The 17,140-nt window shown below is 36.5% G+C and carries 17 protein-coding genes; all 17 read right to left on the reverse strand.

Annotated elements, in window-relative coordinates; all coding sequences use genetic code 11:
- Nucleotides 1-2: 2 nt before the first annotated feature.
- Nucleotides 3-2,009, reverse strand: a complete 2,007-nt coding sequence (locus HOY35_RS03945) for a BglG family transcription antiterminator (RefSeq protein WP_172210645.1) — start codon at nucleotides 2,007-2,009, stop codon at nucleotides 3-5.
- Nucleotides 2,010-2,051: 42 nt separating this feature from the next.
- The gene (locus tag HOY35_RS03950; protein WP_172211011.1) at nucleotides 2,052-2,369 is read right to left on the reverse strand and encodes a PTS cellobiose transporter subunit IIB; all 318 of its coding nucleotides are present in this window, start codon (nucleotides 2,367-2,369) and stop codon (nucleotides 2,052-2,054) included.
- Nucleotides 2,370-2,400: 31 nt separating this feature from the next.
- The gene (locus HOY35_RS03955; RefSeq protein WP_172210644.1) at nucleotides 2,401-3,834 is read right to left on the reverse strand and encodes a 6-phospho-beta-glucosidase; all 1,434 of its coding nucleotides are present in this window, start codon (nucleotides 3,832-3,834) and stop codon (nucleotides 2,401-2,403) included.
- A gap of 143 nt (nucleotides 3,835-3,977) precedes the next feature.
- Complete coding sequence (locus tag HOY35_RS03960; RefSeq protein WP_172210643.1) at nucleotides 3,978-4,820, reverse strand: Cof-type HAD-IIB family hydrolase; 843 nt, start codon at nucleotides 4,818-4,820, stop codon at nucleotides 3,978-3,980.
- Nucleotides 4,821-5,075: 255 nt separating this feature from the next.
- The gene (locus HOY35_RS03965) at nucleotides 5,076-5,519 is read right to left on the reverse strand and encodes a GNAT family N-acetyltransferase (protein ID WP_172210642.1); all 444 of its coding nucleotides are present in this window, start codon (nucleotides 5,517-5,519) and stop codon (nucleotides 5,076-5,078) included.
- An 8-nt stretch (nucleotides 5,520-5,527) separates the two neighbouring features.
- Nucleotides 5,528-6,496, reverse strand: a complete 969-nt coding sequence (locus HOY35_RS03970; RefSeq protein WP_172210641.1) for a glutathione S-transferase family protein — start codon at nucleotides 6,494-6,496, stop codon at nucleotides 5,528-5,530.
- Nucleotides 6,497-6,504: 8 nt separating this feature from the next.
- A complete protein-coding gene (locus HOY35_RS03975) occupies nucleotides 6,505-7,662 on the reverse strand; it encodes an amidohydrolase (RefSeq protein WP_172285803.1) in 1,158 nt (385 codons plus the stop codon).
- 31 nt (nucleotides 7,663-7,693) lie between these two features.
- Entirely contained in the window at nucleotides 7,694-8,452 is a 759-nt protein-coding gene (locus HOY35_RS03980; RefSeq protein ID WP_172211009.1) for an amino acid ABC transporter ATP-binding protein, read from the reverse strand.
- Nucleotides 8,439-9,212 (reverse strand): amino acid ABC transporter permease, encoded by a 774-nt coding sequence (locus tag HOY35_RS03985; RefSeq protein ID WP_172210639.1) that lies wholly within the window; start codon nucleotides 9,210-9,212, stop codon nucleotides 8,439-8,441. Before HOY35_RS03985 ends, HOY35_RS03980 begins: the two co-directional genes overlap by 14 nt.
- 231 nt (nucleotides 9,213-9,443) lie before the next feature.
- A complete protein-coding gene (gene cysK / locus HOY35_RS03990) occupies nucleotides 9,444-10,361 on the reverse strand; it encodes a cysteine synthase A (RefSeq protein ID WP_172210638.1) in 918 nt (305 codons plus the stop codon).
- Between the two features lies 1 nt (nucleotide 10,362).
- On the reverse strand, nucleotides 10,363-11,511 hold the full coding sequence (locus HOY35_RS03995) for a PLP-dependent aspartate aminotransferase family protein (RefSeq protein ID WP_172210637.1): 1,149 nt from the start codon (nucleotides 11,509-11,511) through the stop codon (nucleotides 10,363-10,365).
- Between the two features lie 258 nt (nucleotides 11,512-11,769).
- Nucleotides 11,770-12,633: a transporter substrate-binding domain-containing protein gene (locus HOY35_RS04000; RefSeq protein WP_172210636.1), complete on the reverse strand. Its 864-nt coding sequence runs from the start codon at nucleotides 12,631-12,633 to the stop codon at nucleotides 11,770-11,772.
- 38 nt (nucleotides 12,634-12,671) lie between these two features.
- Nucleotides 12,672-13,502 carry a transporter substrate-binding domain-containing protein gene (locus HOY35_RS04005; RefSeq protein WP_172210635.1) on the reverse strand — a complete coding sequence of 277 codons (831 nt, stop codon included), beginning with the start codon at nucleotides 13,500-13,502 and terminating at the stop codon, nucleotides 12,672-12,674.
- A gap of 11 nt (nucleotides 13,503-13,513) precedes the next feature.
- A complete protein-coding gene (locus HOY35_RS04010) occupies nucleotides 13,514-14,476 on the reverse strand; it encodes a glutathione S-transferase family protein (RefSeq protein WP_172210634.1) in 963 nt (320 codons plus the stop codon).
- 20 nt (nucleotides 14,477-14,496) lie between these two features.
- Nucleotides 14,497-14,928, reverse strand: a complete 432-nt coding sequence (locus tag HOY35_RS04015) for a GNAT family N-acetyltransferase (protein WP_172210633.1) — start codon at nucleotides 14,926-14,928, stop codon at nucleotides 14,497-14,499.
- Nucleotides 14,925-16,031, reverse strand: coding sequence for a histidinol-phosphate transaminase (hisC, locus tag HOY35_RS04020; RefSeq protein ID WP_172210632.1), 1,107 nt, complete (start codon nucleotides 16,029-16,031; stop codon nucleotides 14,925-14,927). Before hisC ends, HOY35_RS04015 begins: the two co-directional genes overlap by 4 nt.
- Entirely contained in the window at nucleotides 16,024-17,118 is a 1,095-nt protein-coding gene (locus HOY35_RS04025; RefSeq protein WP_172210631.1) for an iron-containing alcohol dehydrogenase family protein, read from the reverse strand. Before HOY35_RS04025 ends, hisC begins: the two co-directional genes overlap by 8 nt.
- Between the last annotated feature and the right edge of the window lie 22 nt (nucleotides 17,119-17,140).

The raw sequence follows: 17,140 nt of genomic DNA on the forward strand, positions 1-17,140 counted from the left end.
TCTTAGATTAATTTCATAAATATATCTTGAAATTCAGAAAAGCTTTTTACGTGAATCATCTTTTCTCTAACTTCAGCCATATCAAGTAACTCAACAACCGCCTTAGTAAAAATAGTAAAATAGCTATTATCAAACTGTGAGGGTGATAATAAAAAAATTAATTGAATCTTAGGAAATTTTTCATCCCAACGGACTCCCTTTGGAACGATGGCGACTGCGATTTTGGGAAACCGCCCCTGTGGTACTACTGGATGAGGTACTGCAATTTGCGAGCTAAAGGCTACTGTTCCTAATTGTTCTCTTGTATGAATCTGTGTCAGCATTTGCTCAAGATAATCCTTGGACTCAGCCTGCTCTAAAAGTAAAAGTAATTGCTTAATAACAATGTCTCGAGTAGTGGGTTCGTCCACCACTAAAAAAGCTGCCTCTGAGAAAACCTGGTGAAATAATTGTGTTTTTTCAACTAACATTTTCGATTGATGATTATAAATTTTTGATTTTTTTTGTGGTTCTAGTCGATCCAGCGCTAATCTGACCTTTGAAATATCACTTTCATCAAAGAAGACGCTCACATGAATCACCGGAACTGCAAAAACAAGCTGTGATAAATCAATTGCCGTAATAATCGCATCAGCCGATTGAACAACCTCCAGACTTAGCTCGAAATAACCATAAATACCAATGATCTCGATTCTCTCTTTGAATTCCTTAGTTAAACGCGTTTGTAAAAGCTGTGCGCTCCCAAAACCAGTTGCACAGATGACTATTACCTTTATCTTTGTCGCAATCTTATTGCGCTCAATAGCTGCCATTAAATGCAAGGTTAAATATGCCCACTCATCTTCTGAAATTTCATAAGTTGAAAAAAAATCGAGCTGACTAAAATATTGCTTGGTAATCATAAATTCATAATCGAAATCATTTTTTATCTTATCCAGCAGCGGATTAATCATTTTAATATCATTTATAATTCTTAGTTTTAGAGTATAAATATGTGTTAATAGTGCTTCAAGGAGCTGATTATCATTTGAAATTGGATAATGCTGCTTTTGCTCAATTGCCAAGAGTGTTGCCTTTAATTCATTTTCCAGCTGATGCTCTTGCATCGAGTCACTATCACTAATCTCACTCTCCTGACGATTAAGCTTAGAAAATAAGTGCAGTGCTAAAAAATAAACCTCTTCCTTTGGAAATTCAATATTTTGTAATTGCTCAACTCGATTAACAATTCGTTTCGCAACCTGATATTCTTTACTGTTTTCATCTAAACTAATTATTTCATTTGTCTTAATCGTAAATTCGTTTTGAAATCTTTTGATACTTAAAGCAAGATGCAAGACTAGGTTCTGAATGATGAAATCATAAACCTTCAAGCCTTCAAAACGGCATTCTTCAATCACAATCATTGTGATTTGTTCTAGCTGAATTTCCTTGAAAAAGGATTGGTTGCCGATATGACTTTCTAATAGAGTCATATAATTTTGATTGAAAAAATATGACATGATAAAATGCCGCTTATCACGTTCGCTACCAACGACAAAAACGCCTGATTTTGCTTTCCAATGCAATGTTAAGTGATATGGCTCTAACAGCTCTTTGATTTTAGAAAATTCCTTTGATAAGGTGGAACGACTAACAAATAATAAATCTATTAGATCGTCAAATCTTAAATTGGCGTTATTCAGAATCAATTGATTTAAAAGGTAATTTTGCGGATTCACAGTTTGAGCAATCGCTCTTTCCTCTTTGGTTAAAATGTGTTGTGGTTTATTTTTCTTCAAAAAGGCTTCAAATTCTAACGGCTGAATTATTTCTAGACAATAACCGAAGCCTTGCTTAGACTTAATTTTGGCACCATTGACTTCAATTAGGGCCTCAATGTTTTTCATATAAGTCCGGACAGTTCGATCAGAAATTTTCAATTTTTCCGCCAGTATTTTTGATGTAATATGTGAATTTCTAGACTGATAGAGTAATTGAATAAGTTCAATTTCTTTATCCTTAAGCACAAAATCACCCCTTTTTTAGTTGCTTCATGATTAGCTACAAGCTTATTTAATATTTTTTAAAACCAAATCACCCATTTTTTCGATACCCATCGGGATTGGAATATAAGCCTGAAAAGGAATTTCAATAACTGGTTTACCAACCTTTTGTCCTTCTGCTTCAAATTGCTTAAAATACATCTTTGTCTGGGGACTGATTAAAAATAAATCAAAATCACTATTGGCAATCATTTTATTGCCTTCAGTCGCAGACACCGCATCTATTTCAATTGACTCTCCTTTTGTTTGCAAATACTCGGTTGTCTTTTTGGCCATTACCGAAGATGACATACCAGCGGCACAAATAATTAATGCTTTTTTCATTTCATCACTACCCTTCTTAAAATTCTGAATATTATAACGAGTCACCATTTGTTGCAATCACCCTTTGATACCAAGCAAAAGACTTTTTCTTTCGACGAGCCAGTGTACCTTCACCATCATTATTTTTGTCCACGTAAATAAAGCCATAGCGCTTATCCATCTCCCCAGTACCTGCAGAAACTAAGTCGATACAGCCCCAAGGTGTGTAGCCTATCAAATCAACACCATCCTCTAGGACAGCCTTTTTCATTTCCGCAATATGAGCTTTTAAATAATCAATTCGATAGTCATCATTAATTGAACCATCTAGCTCGACCTGATCATAGGCACCAAAGCCGTTTTCAACAATAAACAGGGGTAAATGATACATATCCGTAAACCAGTTCAAAGCGTAGCGCAAGCCTTCAGGATCAATCTGCCACCCCCAATCAGATGCTTCAACAAATTCATTACGGATCAGTGACTTGCTCTCATCATATTCAAAGTCTGGCTGCCCTGCTTGATGAGCAATTGCAAAGGACATATAATAGCTAAAGCCAATATAATCAACAGTGCCTGCTTTAAGCTCTTCTAAGTCAGCACTGGTAATATCTAAGCGATAACCCTTTCTTTCCCAGTAGTTAATTAGCCATTTGGGATAACTACCATGAACGTGCACATCTGCGAAGTAATAGCGGCTAGCCATTGCCCGCTGTGCCATTAAGATATCCTTTGGATGACAAGTCGCTGGATAAATCGGACACATGGCAATCATGCAGCCGATTTCAAAATCGGGCTTAATTTGATGCCCAATTTTAACAGCTCTTGCTGAAGCTACGAGTTCATAATGAGCAGCCTGATACATAATTGCTTCCCTATTTTCACCAGCTTTATAGACAATTCCTGAATTGGTAAATGGCGCAAAATCCTCGTTAAAATTCGCTTGATTATTAATTTCATTGAAGGTCATCCAATATTTGACCTTATCACGATATCTTTTGAAGCATACTTCTGCAAATCTAACAAAGAAATCAATTGTTTGGCGATTTCTAAAGCCACCATAGTTTTCAACTAAGGCATAGGGCATTTCAAAATGTGATAAAGTAATGATTGGCTCAATTCCATATTTTAAGCACTCATCAAACAAATCATCATAAAACTTTAAGCCTGCCTCATTGGGTGCTTCATCATCACCATTTGGAAAAATCCTACTCCAAGCAATAGAGGTCCGAAAGCATTTAAAGCCCATTTCAGCAAATAAGGCGATATCCGTTTTATACTGATGATAAAAATCAATTGCCTCATGATTAGGATAATTTTTTTCTGCCACAATACCCTTAGTAATTTCTCTTGGCTGATTCACACCTCCGACAGTCATGACATCGGCCACACTCATTCCTTTACCGTCAACATTCCACGCGCCCTCTAGCTGATGAGCGGCTACGGCACCTCCCCATAAAAAATCTTTAGCTAACCTTTTTTTCATTTGCTAATCACTCCCTAGCTAAAATCTATTTGTATTACAATTCAATTATAAAACGCTTACATTTTTTCGCCAGTTGTACTTTTTCCGTATTACTAAGGAAAAAAAGAAACCGAGTTGAACTCAGTTTCCTATCAATTTTAAAATTAAATTAAATCAAAGTGAACGAATGCATTCTTTAAACCATTCTCAGCGACATCATCGGTGATATAATCCGCCATTGCTTTTATTTCAGCCCCACCGTTCCCCATTGCAACGCCGATTTGGCTTACTTCAAGCATTGGGATATCTATTTTAGCATCGCCAAAGGCGATTGTTTGGCTAAGATCAATACCAAGAGACTCAACTAATGCTTTAACCGCTATTTTTTTATCAATACCAGCAACACCTATGTCACCAAATAAAGCTTTTTCACCTAATCCACCCCAGGTACCAACCTTTAAATGTGAAAAATCGGTTTTTGCTGCTAAGTAGTCCTCGTAGCTTTCTAAAATAAAGCTAACCTTATTCACATCATTTCGATATAAATTACCGTCAAAAACCACCCCGTGCAATGCAGTCGTGGCATCTAGCGCCTTAGCCTCACTTTCCGCCATTCCCTTACCCCTTGCATATTCATAAAAGGTGCTTTGACTACGCTCCTTAAAATTATGACTTGCAAATAGGCCATCATTCGTTTCAATATAGAACTCAAGCTTGCGATCGATTAACCAATCAACAATTGCTCGACTATCAGCTTCAGAAATCACTTGATGCATAATGATTTGATTTTGAGACTCCACATAGCTCCCATTACCACCGATTAGACCATCAAAACCAATCTCCCAAAGCGCCTCAGGGATTTCAGCACGACTTCTACCTGTATTCATGTAAACGAGATGCCCATTTTGCCGTGCTGCTCGGATTGCCTCGATAGCACTGGCTGGGATCACATTCTCATAAGTTACAATTGTTCCATCAACATCTAAAAATACCACTTTTTGATCCACTATTGCCTCCTTAAATAAATTGTTTATAAAATATAAAAACCCAAACAAAAATGATCAGGTCAATAAAAGACCAAATTATTTTGTTTGGGTTTGGCTTATACCATAAGTTATAATAACCATCCGTTTATCAATAAATCCATCATATAAAAGAAATGATGAATTGTCAATCCTAACTATCAACTCGTACGCAATCACTCATTTGTTTGCTTACCGATAATCAAGCTAGCATACTATTTTAACAGTGTATCATATATTTTATTCAATAAATTTCTTTTCTGTCATCCATTCAATTTCATGAGCTCTAAATCTTATTAAGCCGGTATTAAGCCTTCGAAACCCTTGCTTGATATACCAATCAACTGACCATGGTGCTGTATATAATGTGATAATTTGTCCATGAGCTTGCTTAATCAAATTTTGAATGATTTGTTGACCTATGCCTTTATGCTGGTATTTTTCTAGCAAGGCGATATTATAAATTTCGGCGTGCGAAACGCCATCTGAAATCGCACGTCCACAGCCGACAACTAAGCTATCGGCATCTAGTACAAAAACTTGATACAAGCTATTCTTAAAGGCTAACTCAATTTTTTCAGCTGGTAGGTCAGTTAGACCATAATGATGCAATAAATTTTTGACCTGCTGATAATCAATTTTACTATCTTCTATCACAAAAGTTAACTCTTTATCTACTGACATAGGCACTCCTAACTAAATTTTGTCACTCTGTCGCTAGGCTCTAACCAGACTGAAACATCTGGTCCTTTTGGTAAAATTTTTTGATGTGACTCCTGTGGTTTTAAATGAATCGATAAGAAGTAATGCTTTTTTATTGCTGCAAAATCTGTTGTATCACCAAAACCATAGGTTTGATATAAATCTCTTGCATACCCCCAAAGATTTGGATAATCAATTAATCGTTTTTTATTCACATTGAAAGCAGCATAATAGGCAACATCAAAGCGTGCTAAAGTGCTATACAATCTTACATCACTGTCTGTCAGCTGATTGCCATGTAGGTATCTTTGATTCGCTAGTCGCTTGTCAAGCCAATCTAAACGTTCAAAAACAGTATCGTAGGCAGCTTCATAAGCAGCCTGGCTTTTCGCAAAGCCTGCCTTATAAACACCATTATTAATTTCATGAAAAATAATATCATTTAACTGACGAATTTGCGCCTCTAGCTCAACTGGAAATAGATCAGGGGCATCCTTCTTATGAAATTTCTTCCAGTCTCGTTCAAAATAATAGGTTAAATTATGATAATCATTTTCAACAACCTTTTTACTTTCAATATCAATAAGTGCTGGTACTGTTGGACGTTTCGTATACTCTGGATCAGCATTAAGATACACTTCGCTCAGATAATGAATGCCAAGAACCGGATCAACATCACCCTCATCTAATGTAAATGACCAGTCTGTATGTTCAAGCTTCGGTCGTATTGGATCAGCTGTACCAAGGCTAATCACTTTTTCAAGCCCTAAAACCTTCCGAACAATCACTGCCCGATGCGCCCAGGGACAAACAGGTGCCCATAGTAAGCGATATTTATTCGCAATAACTGGCAGTTCATCTGCACCATCACCAAATTTGGCAATAAATTGATTCGTTTGTCGAATAAACCGACCATCCTTTGCAATTTCAATTGACTGACTCACTTTATTTTCAACCATTAGATTCCTCACTTTTCGTCAAAATATTCAAGTAAACGATAACTATTCTCAACGTAATATAAAACGGCTGTTTTTAATCCCTCATCTCTAACCGTAAAATCACTGTGATGCCAGCCACTAGCATTAGGCTTGCCGTTACTGCCAATAAAAGCAAAAACACCCGGAAGAATTGCTTGATAGTCTGCAAAATCTTCGCCGCCATTTGAAGGCGCTGCTTTAAACACCTTTGCAAATTTTTTAGAATTTGCAACAATAACATTAGTCAGCTCTATATCATTATTTGTAACGCCGGGCCCTTCAATCCAGCGAATCGAAGTAGAAACATCATATATTTCAGCGGTTTGCTTAACAATTGTACTAAAGCGGTCCTTGACATATTGTCGATTTTGATTACTAAAGCTACGAATTGTTCCTTCAAATACTGCAGTATCAGGTAAAACATTCCATGTATTACCTGCTTCAATACGAGTAACACTAATCACGACAGCATCTGCTGGAGAAACATTTCTAGCGACAATTGCTTGTAATTGATTAATCATCTGACTCATAGCGACAATAACATCTTTCCCTAAGTGTGGATTAGCTGCATGAGTACCGACGCCAATAATCTTTACCATAAATTGATCAACTGCTGCCATAATGCCTCCTGTGATCAAACCAATTTCCCCTGGTAAAAGCTGCGGATGATTATGATCCCCAATAATCGCCTTAACATCCTTTAGATGCCCCGCCTTGATTACTTTTAGAGCACCTCGATAATTCTCTTCGGCAGGTTGAAAAATCAAGCGAACTAACCCATTAAGCTGACCTTCATTAGCCTTTAATAGCCTTGCTGCCCCAAGCAAACTAGTTAGGTGAAAATCATGACCACAGGCATGCATAACGCCTATATTTTTGGATGAATATGCTAAGCCTGTTTTTTCAATAATTGGTAGGGCATCAATATCTGCTCGAAGGGCAATCGTTGCGCCATTACTGCCATCACCAATTTCAGCAATAACCCCCGTTTTTAAAACGGTATCAACTATTTTAATATGCCATTTATCTAATTGATTTTTTATAAGCTTCGTAGTTTCAAATTCCTGATTGGATAATTCTGGATTTTGATGTATCTGATGACGAATTTTTACTAGCTCATCCTCAAAGGTTTGCCAATTTTCTAACATTTACACCTCCAAGTCATGTCAAATAAACTTTTTATAAAACAAACTCTGGCTCAAATTTTTGCTGATTTTGCGATAAAAACTCTCTCGTTCTCACATTTTCTGGTCGATTAAAAACATCATCAGTCAACCCACTCTCGATGATTTGACCATTTTCTAAAAAAATAACCTTAGTCGCCACCTCTCTAACAAACGCCATTTCATGCGAAACTAAAAGCATTGTTTGACCTTCTTTGGCCGCTTTTTGAATGGTCATCTGCACCTCGGTGACTAATTCTGGATCCAAAGCTGAGGTTGGCTCATCTAATAATAATAATTTCGGATTCATCGCCAAAGCTCTTGCAATCCCAACACGCTGCTTTTGCCCGCCTGATAAATGCTTTGGAAAATAGTTTTTTCGATCAGATAAGCCAACCTTATCTAATTCAAAGCTAGCAATTTCCCCCGCTTCCTTATCCGAAAGTTTTTTGACAATTTTTAAGCCCTCCTTTACATTTTCAAGTGCTGTTTTACGCTCAAATAAGTTAAATTGCTGAAAAACCATTGCTGTTTGCTGCCTTAATTCTAAAATTTCTTGCTTTTTAATGGTTGAAAAATCAAAGGTCTGATTTTCTAAAGTTAAGCACCCATTATCAGGCTTTTCAAGATAGTTTAGGCTTCTTAAAAACGTAGATTTACCAGCACCAGATGAACCAATCAAGGCAATCACGTCACCTCTTTCAAACGATAATGTTAAATTATCTAATACCACATTGTCATGAAATTTTTTTGTTAGATTTTCAACTAAAAACAGTATCTCCACCTCCCTTAGAACTGAACGGATTTTTTCCAAGCTTATTTTTCCCACGTGAATCTTTAATATCCAGTTTATCTTCTAACAGATGAACCAAAAATTCAATCACGATATTTAATAGCCAATAGATTAAGGCAACGGCAATATAGGTTTCAAAATATCTAAAATTATTACCTGCGATTATTTTAACCTGAGCAGTCATCTCAACCACGCCTGCAACAAATGCCAGTGAGGTGCCCTTTAATAAGCCCATTAATGCATTTGCCAATGGTGGCACAGCAACCACTGTTGCTTCTGGTAAAATAATACGTCTTAAAATTTGAGGATAAGTCATACCTAAGCTCTCCGCAGCTTCAATTTGACCTCGATCCACCGAAAGCAAGGCTGATCGAATCGTCTCCGACTGATAGGCTGCTTCGTTCAATGCATAAGTAACTAATACAAAAAGCAATGCGGGTACAGCGTTAATATTATAATTTGTGCCATTGATTGAATTTAAATATTTTAAGAATAAAGGAATCCCGGAATAAGTTAAATATAATTGAACTACAATTGGAGTACCTCGAATAAAACTGACAAATACCAACAAGATTTGATATAGGACTGGAATTTTATTCATCTTAATTACTGCAAAGATTAAGCCTAGTACGAGTCCAATCAACATTGAAATAAAGGTAATTTCAAGTGTTACTGGAATCATTTTAATCAGCTTGGGAAATGCTGACCAAACAGCCTCAATATCGAAAATTTTTCCTGACATTTTTACTCCTATCTAAAAAAAGCTGAAACGGGTTCACCTTGATAACTACGAACGGTAGACTTTCTTTTTTAAGCCTTTAACATATACTGAAGCAAATGCTTAACTCAAAAGTACATTGTCTACATTTCATTTTGATTTTCAAAATGAAATTGCATGCAGCTACTTGCAAAGCCGTTGAAGCTGGACTAGCTAAAAAAATTTGGTTCGTTGTCAAATTATTTATCAGCTATATCACTCAAACAAATCAGTTGATAGATAGCGTTCGCCGTTATCTGGAGCAATCGCAACTACCTTTTTCCCCGACCCTAACTGCTTAGCAGCTTCATAAGCCGCATAAATGGCAGCACCAGATGAAAAACCAAGTAATACGCCAGTATTCTTAGCGATTGAGCGAGCTTGATCAATTGCTTGTTCATTTGATACCTGAATCACCGAGTCATAAACTGTTTGATTCAAAATTGGTGGTATCAATCCTGCCCCAATACCTTGTATTTTATGGGGTCCCGCTATTCCGCCACTTAAAACGGCTGAATCCTTGGGTTCAACTGCGAAAATTTGAATATCCTTTGACTGTTCACGTAAATATTTGCCTACACCGGTTAAAGTACCACCGGTACCAACGCCAGCAACAAAAGCGTCAGGAAGCTGCCCTAAGTCAGCAACAATCTCTGGACCTGTTGTCTGATAGTGAATTGCTGGATTTGCTTCATTTTCAAATTGTCTAAGCGATAGAAAATCAGAATTCTCTGCAAGTAGCGCTTCTAGCTTATCAAAGCTTGCTTTAATCCCACCAATTGCTGGTGTTTCTAGCACTGTTCCACCATAGGCGCGAATAAGCTGTTTGCGTTCATTGCTAACTGCATCTGGTAAAATAACAATTAAAGGATAATTTTTAGCTGCTGCCACCATCGCCAGACCAATTCCTGTATTACCGCTCGTTGCTTCAACAATTGTTTTCCCAGTTTTTAGAATGCCTGATTTTTCTGCCGTTTCAATTAAATTTAGTGCAATCCGATCCTTAACACTACCACCGACATTAAAATATTCAAGCTTAATAAAAACATCTGCATACTGATTGCTATCTGGATTCTCTAGCTTCAATAACGGTGTCTCACCAATTAAATCAGTAATTTTTTTATGATAACTCATTTCATACCTCTTTTTCTGCTTGACCTAATGCTTGCTTTAAATCAGCAATTAAATCATTTTTATTTTCAATACCAACCGCTAAACGAACCAGCTGGTTTGTTATTCCTAATTTTTCTAGGATTTCCTGACTAAATGATTGATGACTCATGCTGGCAACATGCTCAATCAAGCTCTCAACACCACCTAAACTAGCTGCTAAGTCAAAACGTTCGAGCGCTGATAAGAATTTTTTAACACAAAAGGCTGGTTTTAAAGAAAATGAAATCACAGCACCTATTCCACTTGCTTGGCGTGCTTGAATTGTTTGTTCATTATCAGAAAAACTACCAGCAAAATAAAGCTGATCAATTGCTTGGTGTGCAGTTAAAAATTCAATAATTGCCTTTGTGTTTTGGGCTTGACGGTCCAGACGAATGGCAAGTGTTTTAATACCTCTAATCAAGGAATATGCATCAAATGGACTTAGAATTGCGCCTTGATTTATTTGATAAAAACGAATTTTATCTGCCAGGCTCGCATCATTTGTTGTAACTAAGCCAGCAATCACATCAGCGTGCCCGCCAAAATATTTTGTTGCTGAATAAATGACAAGATCTGCACCAAGTTCGAGCGGCCTTTGATAATAGGGAGTCAAAAAAGTATTATCAACAGCGACAATTGCCCCCTGCTGATGAGCAAGCCGACTGACTCTTGCAATATCTGTGACGCGTAGCAGTGGATTTGAGGGTGTTTCAATAAAAATACCCTTGATATTTTTTGAAAAATGCGCTGTACTCAGCTCATTCAAGTCATCAATTAACTCGTAATCAATCTGATATTGCGGTAAATATGTTTTAAGATAAGAAAATGTACCACCATAAATATTACTGTTAATTAAAATTTTATCTCCTGGCTGAAATAGGCTAAAAAAAGCGCTACTAGCTGCCATTCCTGAAGCAAAGGAAAAGGCAAATTCGGATTGCTCAAGCCTTGCTACGAGTGTTTCTAATTGAGTTCTGGTTGGATTATGTGCTCTTGAATATTGATAAGCACCAAATTCCTCTAATCCAGCCTGAGCATAGGTAGTTGTTAAAAAAATTGGTGGTACAACGGCATGCTGCGGATTTTCCTTTGATGAAATACCAGTTACTACAAGCGTATCGATTTCCATAAAATCATCCTTTTCTATAAAGCTGATACGACCATTTAGCATCGTACAAATTTAGGGAAATTTAGATAAAATGATTTTTATTTTTACTAAATTTCATCTAATTTGCTAGATGCTGGTCGTTAAAGCCAGATTGTCTATAAAGCTGATACGACCGTTTAGCATCGTACAAATTTAGGGAAATTTAGATGAAATGATTTTTATTTTTACTAAATTTCATCTAATTTGCTAGATGCTGGTCGTTAAAGCTACAATAAACCCTTATTTAGAATTAAATTCTGCTTCTGTCGGTACAAAATCGCCAGAAAAATATGTTTCACTTAGTTTTTTCAAAGTACCATCTTCACGTACCGCTTCTATACGCTCATTAACATACTTAACCAATTTTTCACCACTTTCATTTTTCGGGAAAATGTAATAGCTAAATGCAGATCGATCCTTAACCGCATCCTCTGGTAATTCAATTACCTTCAAATCCTTATCTAAGCCGTGCGATTCTAAAGTATATTTTGCGATAATTGCACTTTCAAGCTTAAAATCCGATTTACCATCAGCCACGTCTTGAAATTGTAAGGATAAGTCCTTGTCAGTATAATTGAGAGTAACTGGGTTATCAGCGTGCGTCTCATTATATTTTTGAATGATAATAGAATAGCTAACAGCAGCTTCGCCAGTTGTTGTTAATCCAGCAATGTCATCAATGCTGTCTATTGTTGAATCCTTTGGAACGACCAATCCCAATGGATTACGATAAACTGGTTTTGAAAATAGATATTTTTCTTCTCGTTCCGCCGTCTTTGAAAAGGCATTTGCGCCGATTTGATAACGATCTGTATCTACACCAGCTAGAACAGATTCAAATTCTCCCTTTTGGAAATCTACTGTATACTCGTCACTGCCCTTAAAAATAGCGCGTAATGAATCGATATCAAATCCTTTTAATTTCCCATTATCGTCCTCATAGGTATAGGGTCTCGGATAAGCACCCGTCCCTACTAAAACAGTTTCTTTATTCGTTTCTGCAGTTTCTGCTGCTTCTTTATTAGTACATCCTGTTACAATTAAGGCTACTGCAAAAATACAACCGAATAATAAAATACCTTTTCTAAATAGTCCCTTTTTCATAATTTCTCCTTTTCTCATCCATTCTGAATTTTTAAATATTAGTTATATGCCTCTGCATCGGGAACAAAATCACCAGCAAAGAATTTTTCGGAAAGTGACTTCAGCGTACCATCCCTTCGTAATTCATTAAGTGCCTGATTGGCTTGCTCTTGTAATTTTTTTCCCGCTTTATCCTTTGAAAAAACAAAATACTCATAACCATCATGCGTATCCTGTGTTTCGGATTCAATATTTTGCACACTTAAATCAATGCCTTGATCCTGAATAATCGTTTTTAATGAAATCGCATCATATAAAATAAAATCAATCTTACCAGATTCAACATCTAATAAACGGCTTGCAATTGGGTAATTTGCATCGACGTATTGTAATATTGATTGATTGTTTGGATTATTTTCATTATATGTTTGAAGTGTTTTAGTGAAATTGGCTGTTGGTAGAACTTCTGTTGTTTTGCCAGCTAAATCAGATAATTTTACAGCCTTAACATCCTTTTTAGTAGCGACAGCATTATTTGATTTGGACAATGGATAAGAAAAATAGTACTTATCCGCACGCCCTTCATTATAGCCAATATCATTTGCAACGACTTGATATCTGCCAGTATCAAGTCCTGCCAAAGTTGAATCAAAATCAGTTACAATAATTTCAACCTCATAACCAGCCTTGGTAAAAACTTGACGTGCAACCTCAATGTCATAGCCTGTAACATTTTCACCATCAGAATAAGTAAACGGTTTAGTGTCAGCATCAGTTGCAATCGTAATTTTTGGCTTATCACTAATCGTTGATTTTTTGCTACAGCTAATTAGTGAAAAGCTAAATACAAAAATCAGTAAACTCATGAAAACCTTTAAAGCTTTTTTCAATTGTTTCTCCCTTAATCATTAAATTTTTCTCTGTCATGCTTTTGATTCCAGACCGAAATATCTGGTCCCTTGGCTAAAATTTGATAAGGATTATTAGCGTGATTGCCTAATTGATAGCCTCGTTTAATCGCATCAAAATTTGTCGTACTACCAAAGCCCTCAGTTTGATACAGGTCTTTTGCGTAATTCCATAAATTGGGAAAATCAATAAGACGATTGCGATTAACTCGGAATACTGAATAATATGCCACATCAAATCTAGCTAGGGTAACATATAGCCGAATGTCAGAGTCAGTCAATTGATTACCAAATAAATAGCGACCTTTCGACAATCGCTCTTCCAATTCATCTAAGCGCTTAAAAAGCTGGTCATAAGCCTTCTCATAAGCTGCTTGCGAATGCGCAAAACCAGCTTTATAAACACCGTTATTAATATCATGAAAGATAACCTCATTCAATTCATCAATTTCTTTTCTTAACTGCACTGGATATAAGTCAGGTGCGCCAGACTTGTGAAAGGGTTTAAATGCATCTTCTAAATAATTAGTTAATCTAAAATAATCATTATTAACAACTTTTCTAGTCTTAACATCTACCACAGTCGGTACAGTCGCACGACCGTCATAGTCAGGATCTGTTTCCAAATAGATTTCCGGTAAATATCGAATGTCTAAAATCGGATCTACACCATCAGCATCTAATGAAAATTCCCAGCCCTGAGTAGTTCTTACTGGACTTGCGGTGCCTAATGAAATCACGTCTTGCAAGCCTAATAATTCCCGAGCAATCACTGAACGATGCGCCCATGGACATATTTCTGCCCAAAGTAAGCGGTAACGACCAGCTTCAACTGGTAATTCTCCTGCACCATGACCAAACGCTGTGGTAAAACGATTTTTTTGACGGTTAAAGGAACCATCCTTTGTTATTTCATGCTCAGATTCATGTGTTGAAACGTGTTTTAAATCTACCATTTCTTACTCCATTCTATAATTTAGACTAATTGCTTTTCTGTATAAACTGTTTGAATTTCAGCATTATCACTGATTAATGTACCAATTTGATAACCTAGGCTTCGATAAAATTCGACCGCGCTAAGCTGTGACGTAATTACAATCTTTTTAAATCCCAATTCCAAAATCCACTCCTCTGCCGCTTCAATCAATTGACGACCAAAGCCGTGCCCTTGAAATTTTGGTGAGACAGCAACTCGTTCAATTTTGGCATATGCTTTATTGGTAAAATTTAGTCGTGCTGTTGCGATTGGCGCCTGCTCATTTCGGATTAAGAGATAGGGATAGGTTTGACCAAATTGCTCATCAAATTCTGACTCTTGAGGAATACCTTGTCCAATAACCGATGCCTGATAACGAATTCGATAAACATCGAATACCTCAGCGGTGCTCTTAACGCGTATAACTGTCATTTTTTCACCTTCACTCTATCTATTAGTTGATCTAATACCTTGAAAAACCTTTCGTTTTCAGAATGTTTACCTATTGTCACTCGAACCCATTGATCATAGCCATATTCTTTACCACCACGAACTAAAAGATGATTTGTTTGAAAAAAAGCAACGACTTCTTCAGAATCCAATTCAAAATTTATCATAATAAAATTAGCTACCGATGGGATAAATCGAATTTGGCGCTTTGACAGCTCATCGTAATAATACTTTTTTTCGACATTAACAGCCTGTTGAACATATTGATAATGAGTCCTATCCTTCAAGCTTGTTCTTGCAGCGGCTAAAGCTAAACGATTGGTATTTGGCGGGATTTTGAACGAAAACAATTGTTCAATAATAGAATTATCTGCAAGTGCATAGCCAACACGAAGGCCTGCCAAACCATGTATTTTGGAAAATGTCCTTAGAATAATTAATTTTTTATATTTATGGATTAATTTAGCAACAGAATAATTCTCATTCGTTGTGACAAAATCAATATACGCCTCATCGACAACAACTAAGCTATTTTCAGGTATTTCCTTTAAAAAATCATTTAGCTCATGATATGAAAAATATGTACCGGTTGGATTATTAGGATTGCATAACCAAATAAGCTTTACATCGCTGTCAACCTGCTCAATAAGCTGTCTTAGCGGAAATGCGTGCTCTTTTAAGGCAATTTCTTTAACTTTCGCACCAACAAGCAAGCTAGCAGCTCGATACCAAGCAAAGGTGGGCGTAGCCGTTAGGCTTATTGAAGTCGAATCAAGAAACACCTGCGCAATGAGTGAAATTAATTCAAATGAACCATTACCAACAAGGATATTATCTGGTAAAACTTGATGATAATGTGCTAACTCAGTCCTCAAGGGCTCACCAAAGACATTAGTATAGATATAGCTTTCTGAAATAGCCTGATTGATTGCACCTGGTACCTGTTTTGAAAATCCAAAGTTATTTTCGTTACGATCAAGTTGAATAAATAATTGCTCCTTACTCTCGTTACTATCTTTTAATTCACGTTTGATATACTTGTTTTCTAATCCTTGCAAAGTATTTTTTATTTGTATCTCACCCATTTTGCACCAACCATTTCTCAATTCTTTGATTTGCTTGAATTATACCTTCTGCGATTTCTTCTTGGCTTGCTGCTAAATTTAAGGCTAAAAGCTGTTCCCTCCGATTTTCCCATATATGCTTAGCGATCAATTGAACCTCTTGATCAGTGATACCTAAATCTTGCAATGTCAGAACATTATTAAAATGTTTGAATAATGCTAAGGTTTCTTGCCATTCCACTTCATCGGCTCGTTCTAAATACTTTTGAATTAATAAACCAAACCCAACCTTTTCCCCATGTAAATAGCGATTTGAATTGATAATCTGTGTAGAGGCATCATAAAATGGGTGAGCAATTCCTTGATACAATTTACCCGATTCCAAGCTCCCTGTTAATCCTGCTTGAAAAATAATGGCATCAATTACAGCCTGAGCATTTTCATTATAAATACCATCTGCCGCCTCACTAAGTGCCAAGTCAGTTTGTCTTTTTAAAATAGAAAATGCCTCTTTTGCAATGCTGACAACAGTTTTTAGTGAAGCATCTGCTGGATTGGCATGTTTTAGATAGGGTGAGATTTCATACCACTTGGCAAAAGTATCAATCACTCCTGAAAATAAGTAACGCTTAGATGCAGAAAAGATAACTCTTAAATCGACTAAGACATACACAGGGCAGCTTTGATTAAAATAAGCAGTCTGATATATCCCCCTATCATCATAAACAATTGAAACTGCCGCCCAAGAGGCACAGGTTGCAGCAATTGTTGGTACAGCAATCACAGGTATTTCGGCATAGCTCCCGGCTATTTTCGCCGTATCTATTATTTGACCACCACCTAATGCAATAATTGCTTGGATTTGATTCGTCTTTGCAAAGGTTGATAAGCTTTGGGCATTGTCGAAGGTTGGAAAACCTGAAAATATAAATTTTTTCCAGCTGATTTCATTTTTATCAAGACTAGCTTCAAATTGAGCTTGAAAACGTGTAAAGCCATTGCTAGATGAAATAATAACGATACGATCGCCATACTTTTTGACATAATTGCCTAAATCACTTAATATGCTCTCACGAACAATATATTCATTTGGAGTCCTAATTTTCAATGCATATCTCCTCTCTCTTGGT

The organism is Enterococcus sp. MMGLQ5-1 (assembly GCF_013155265.1).
Taxonomy (GTDB): domain Bacteria; phylum Bacillota; class Bacilli; order Lactobacillales; family Streptococcaceae; genus MMGLQ5-1.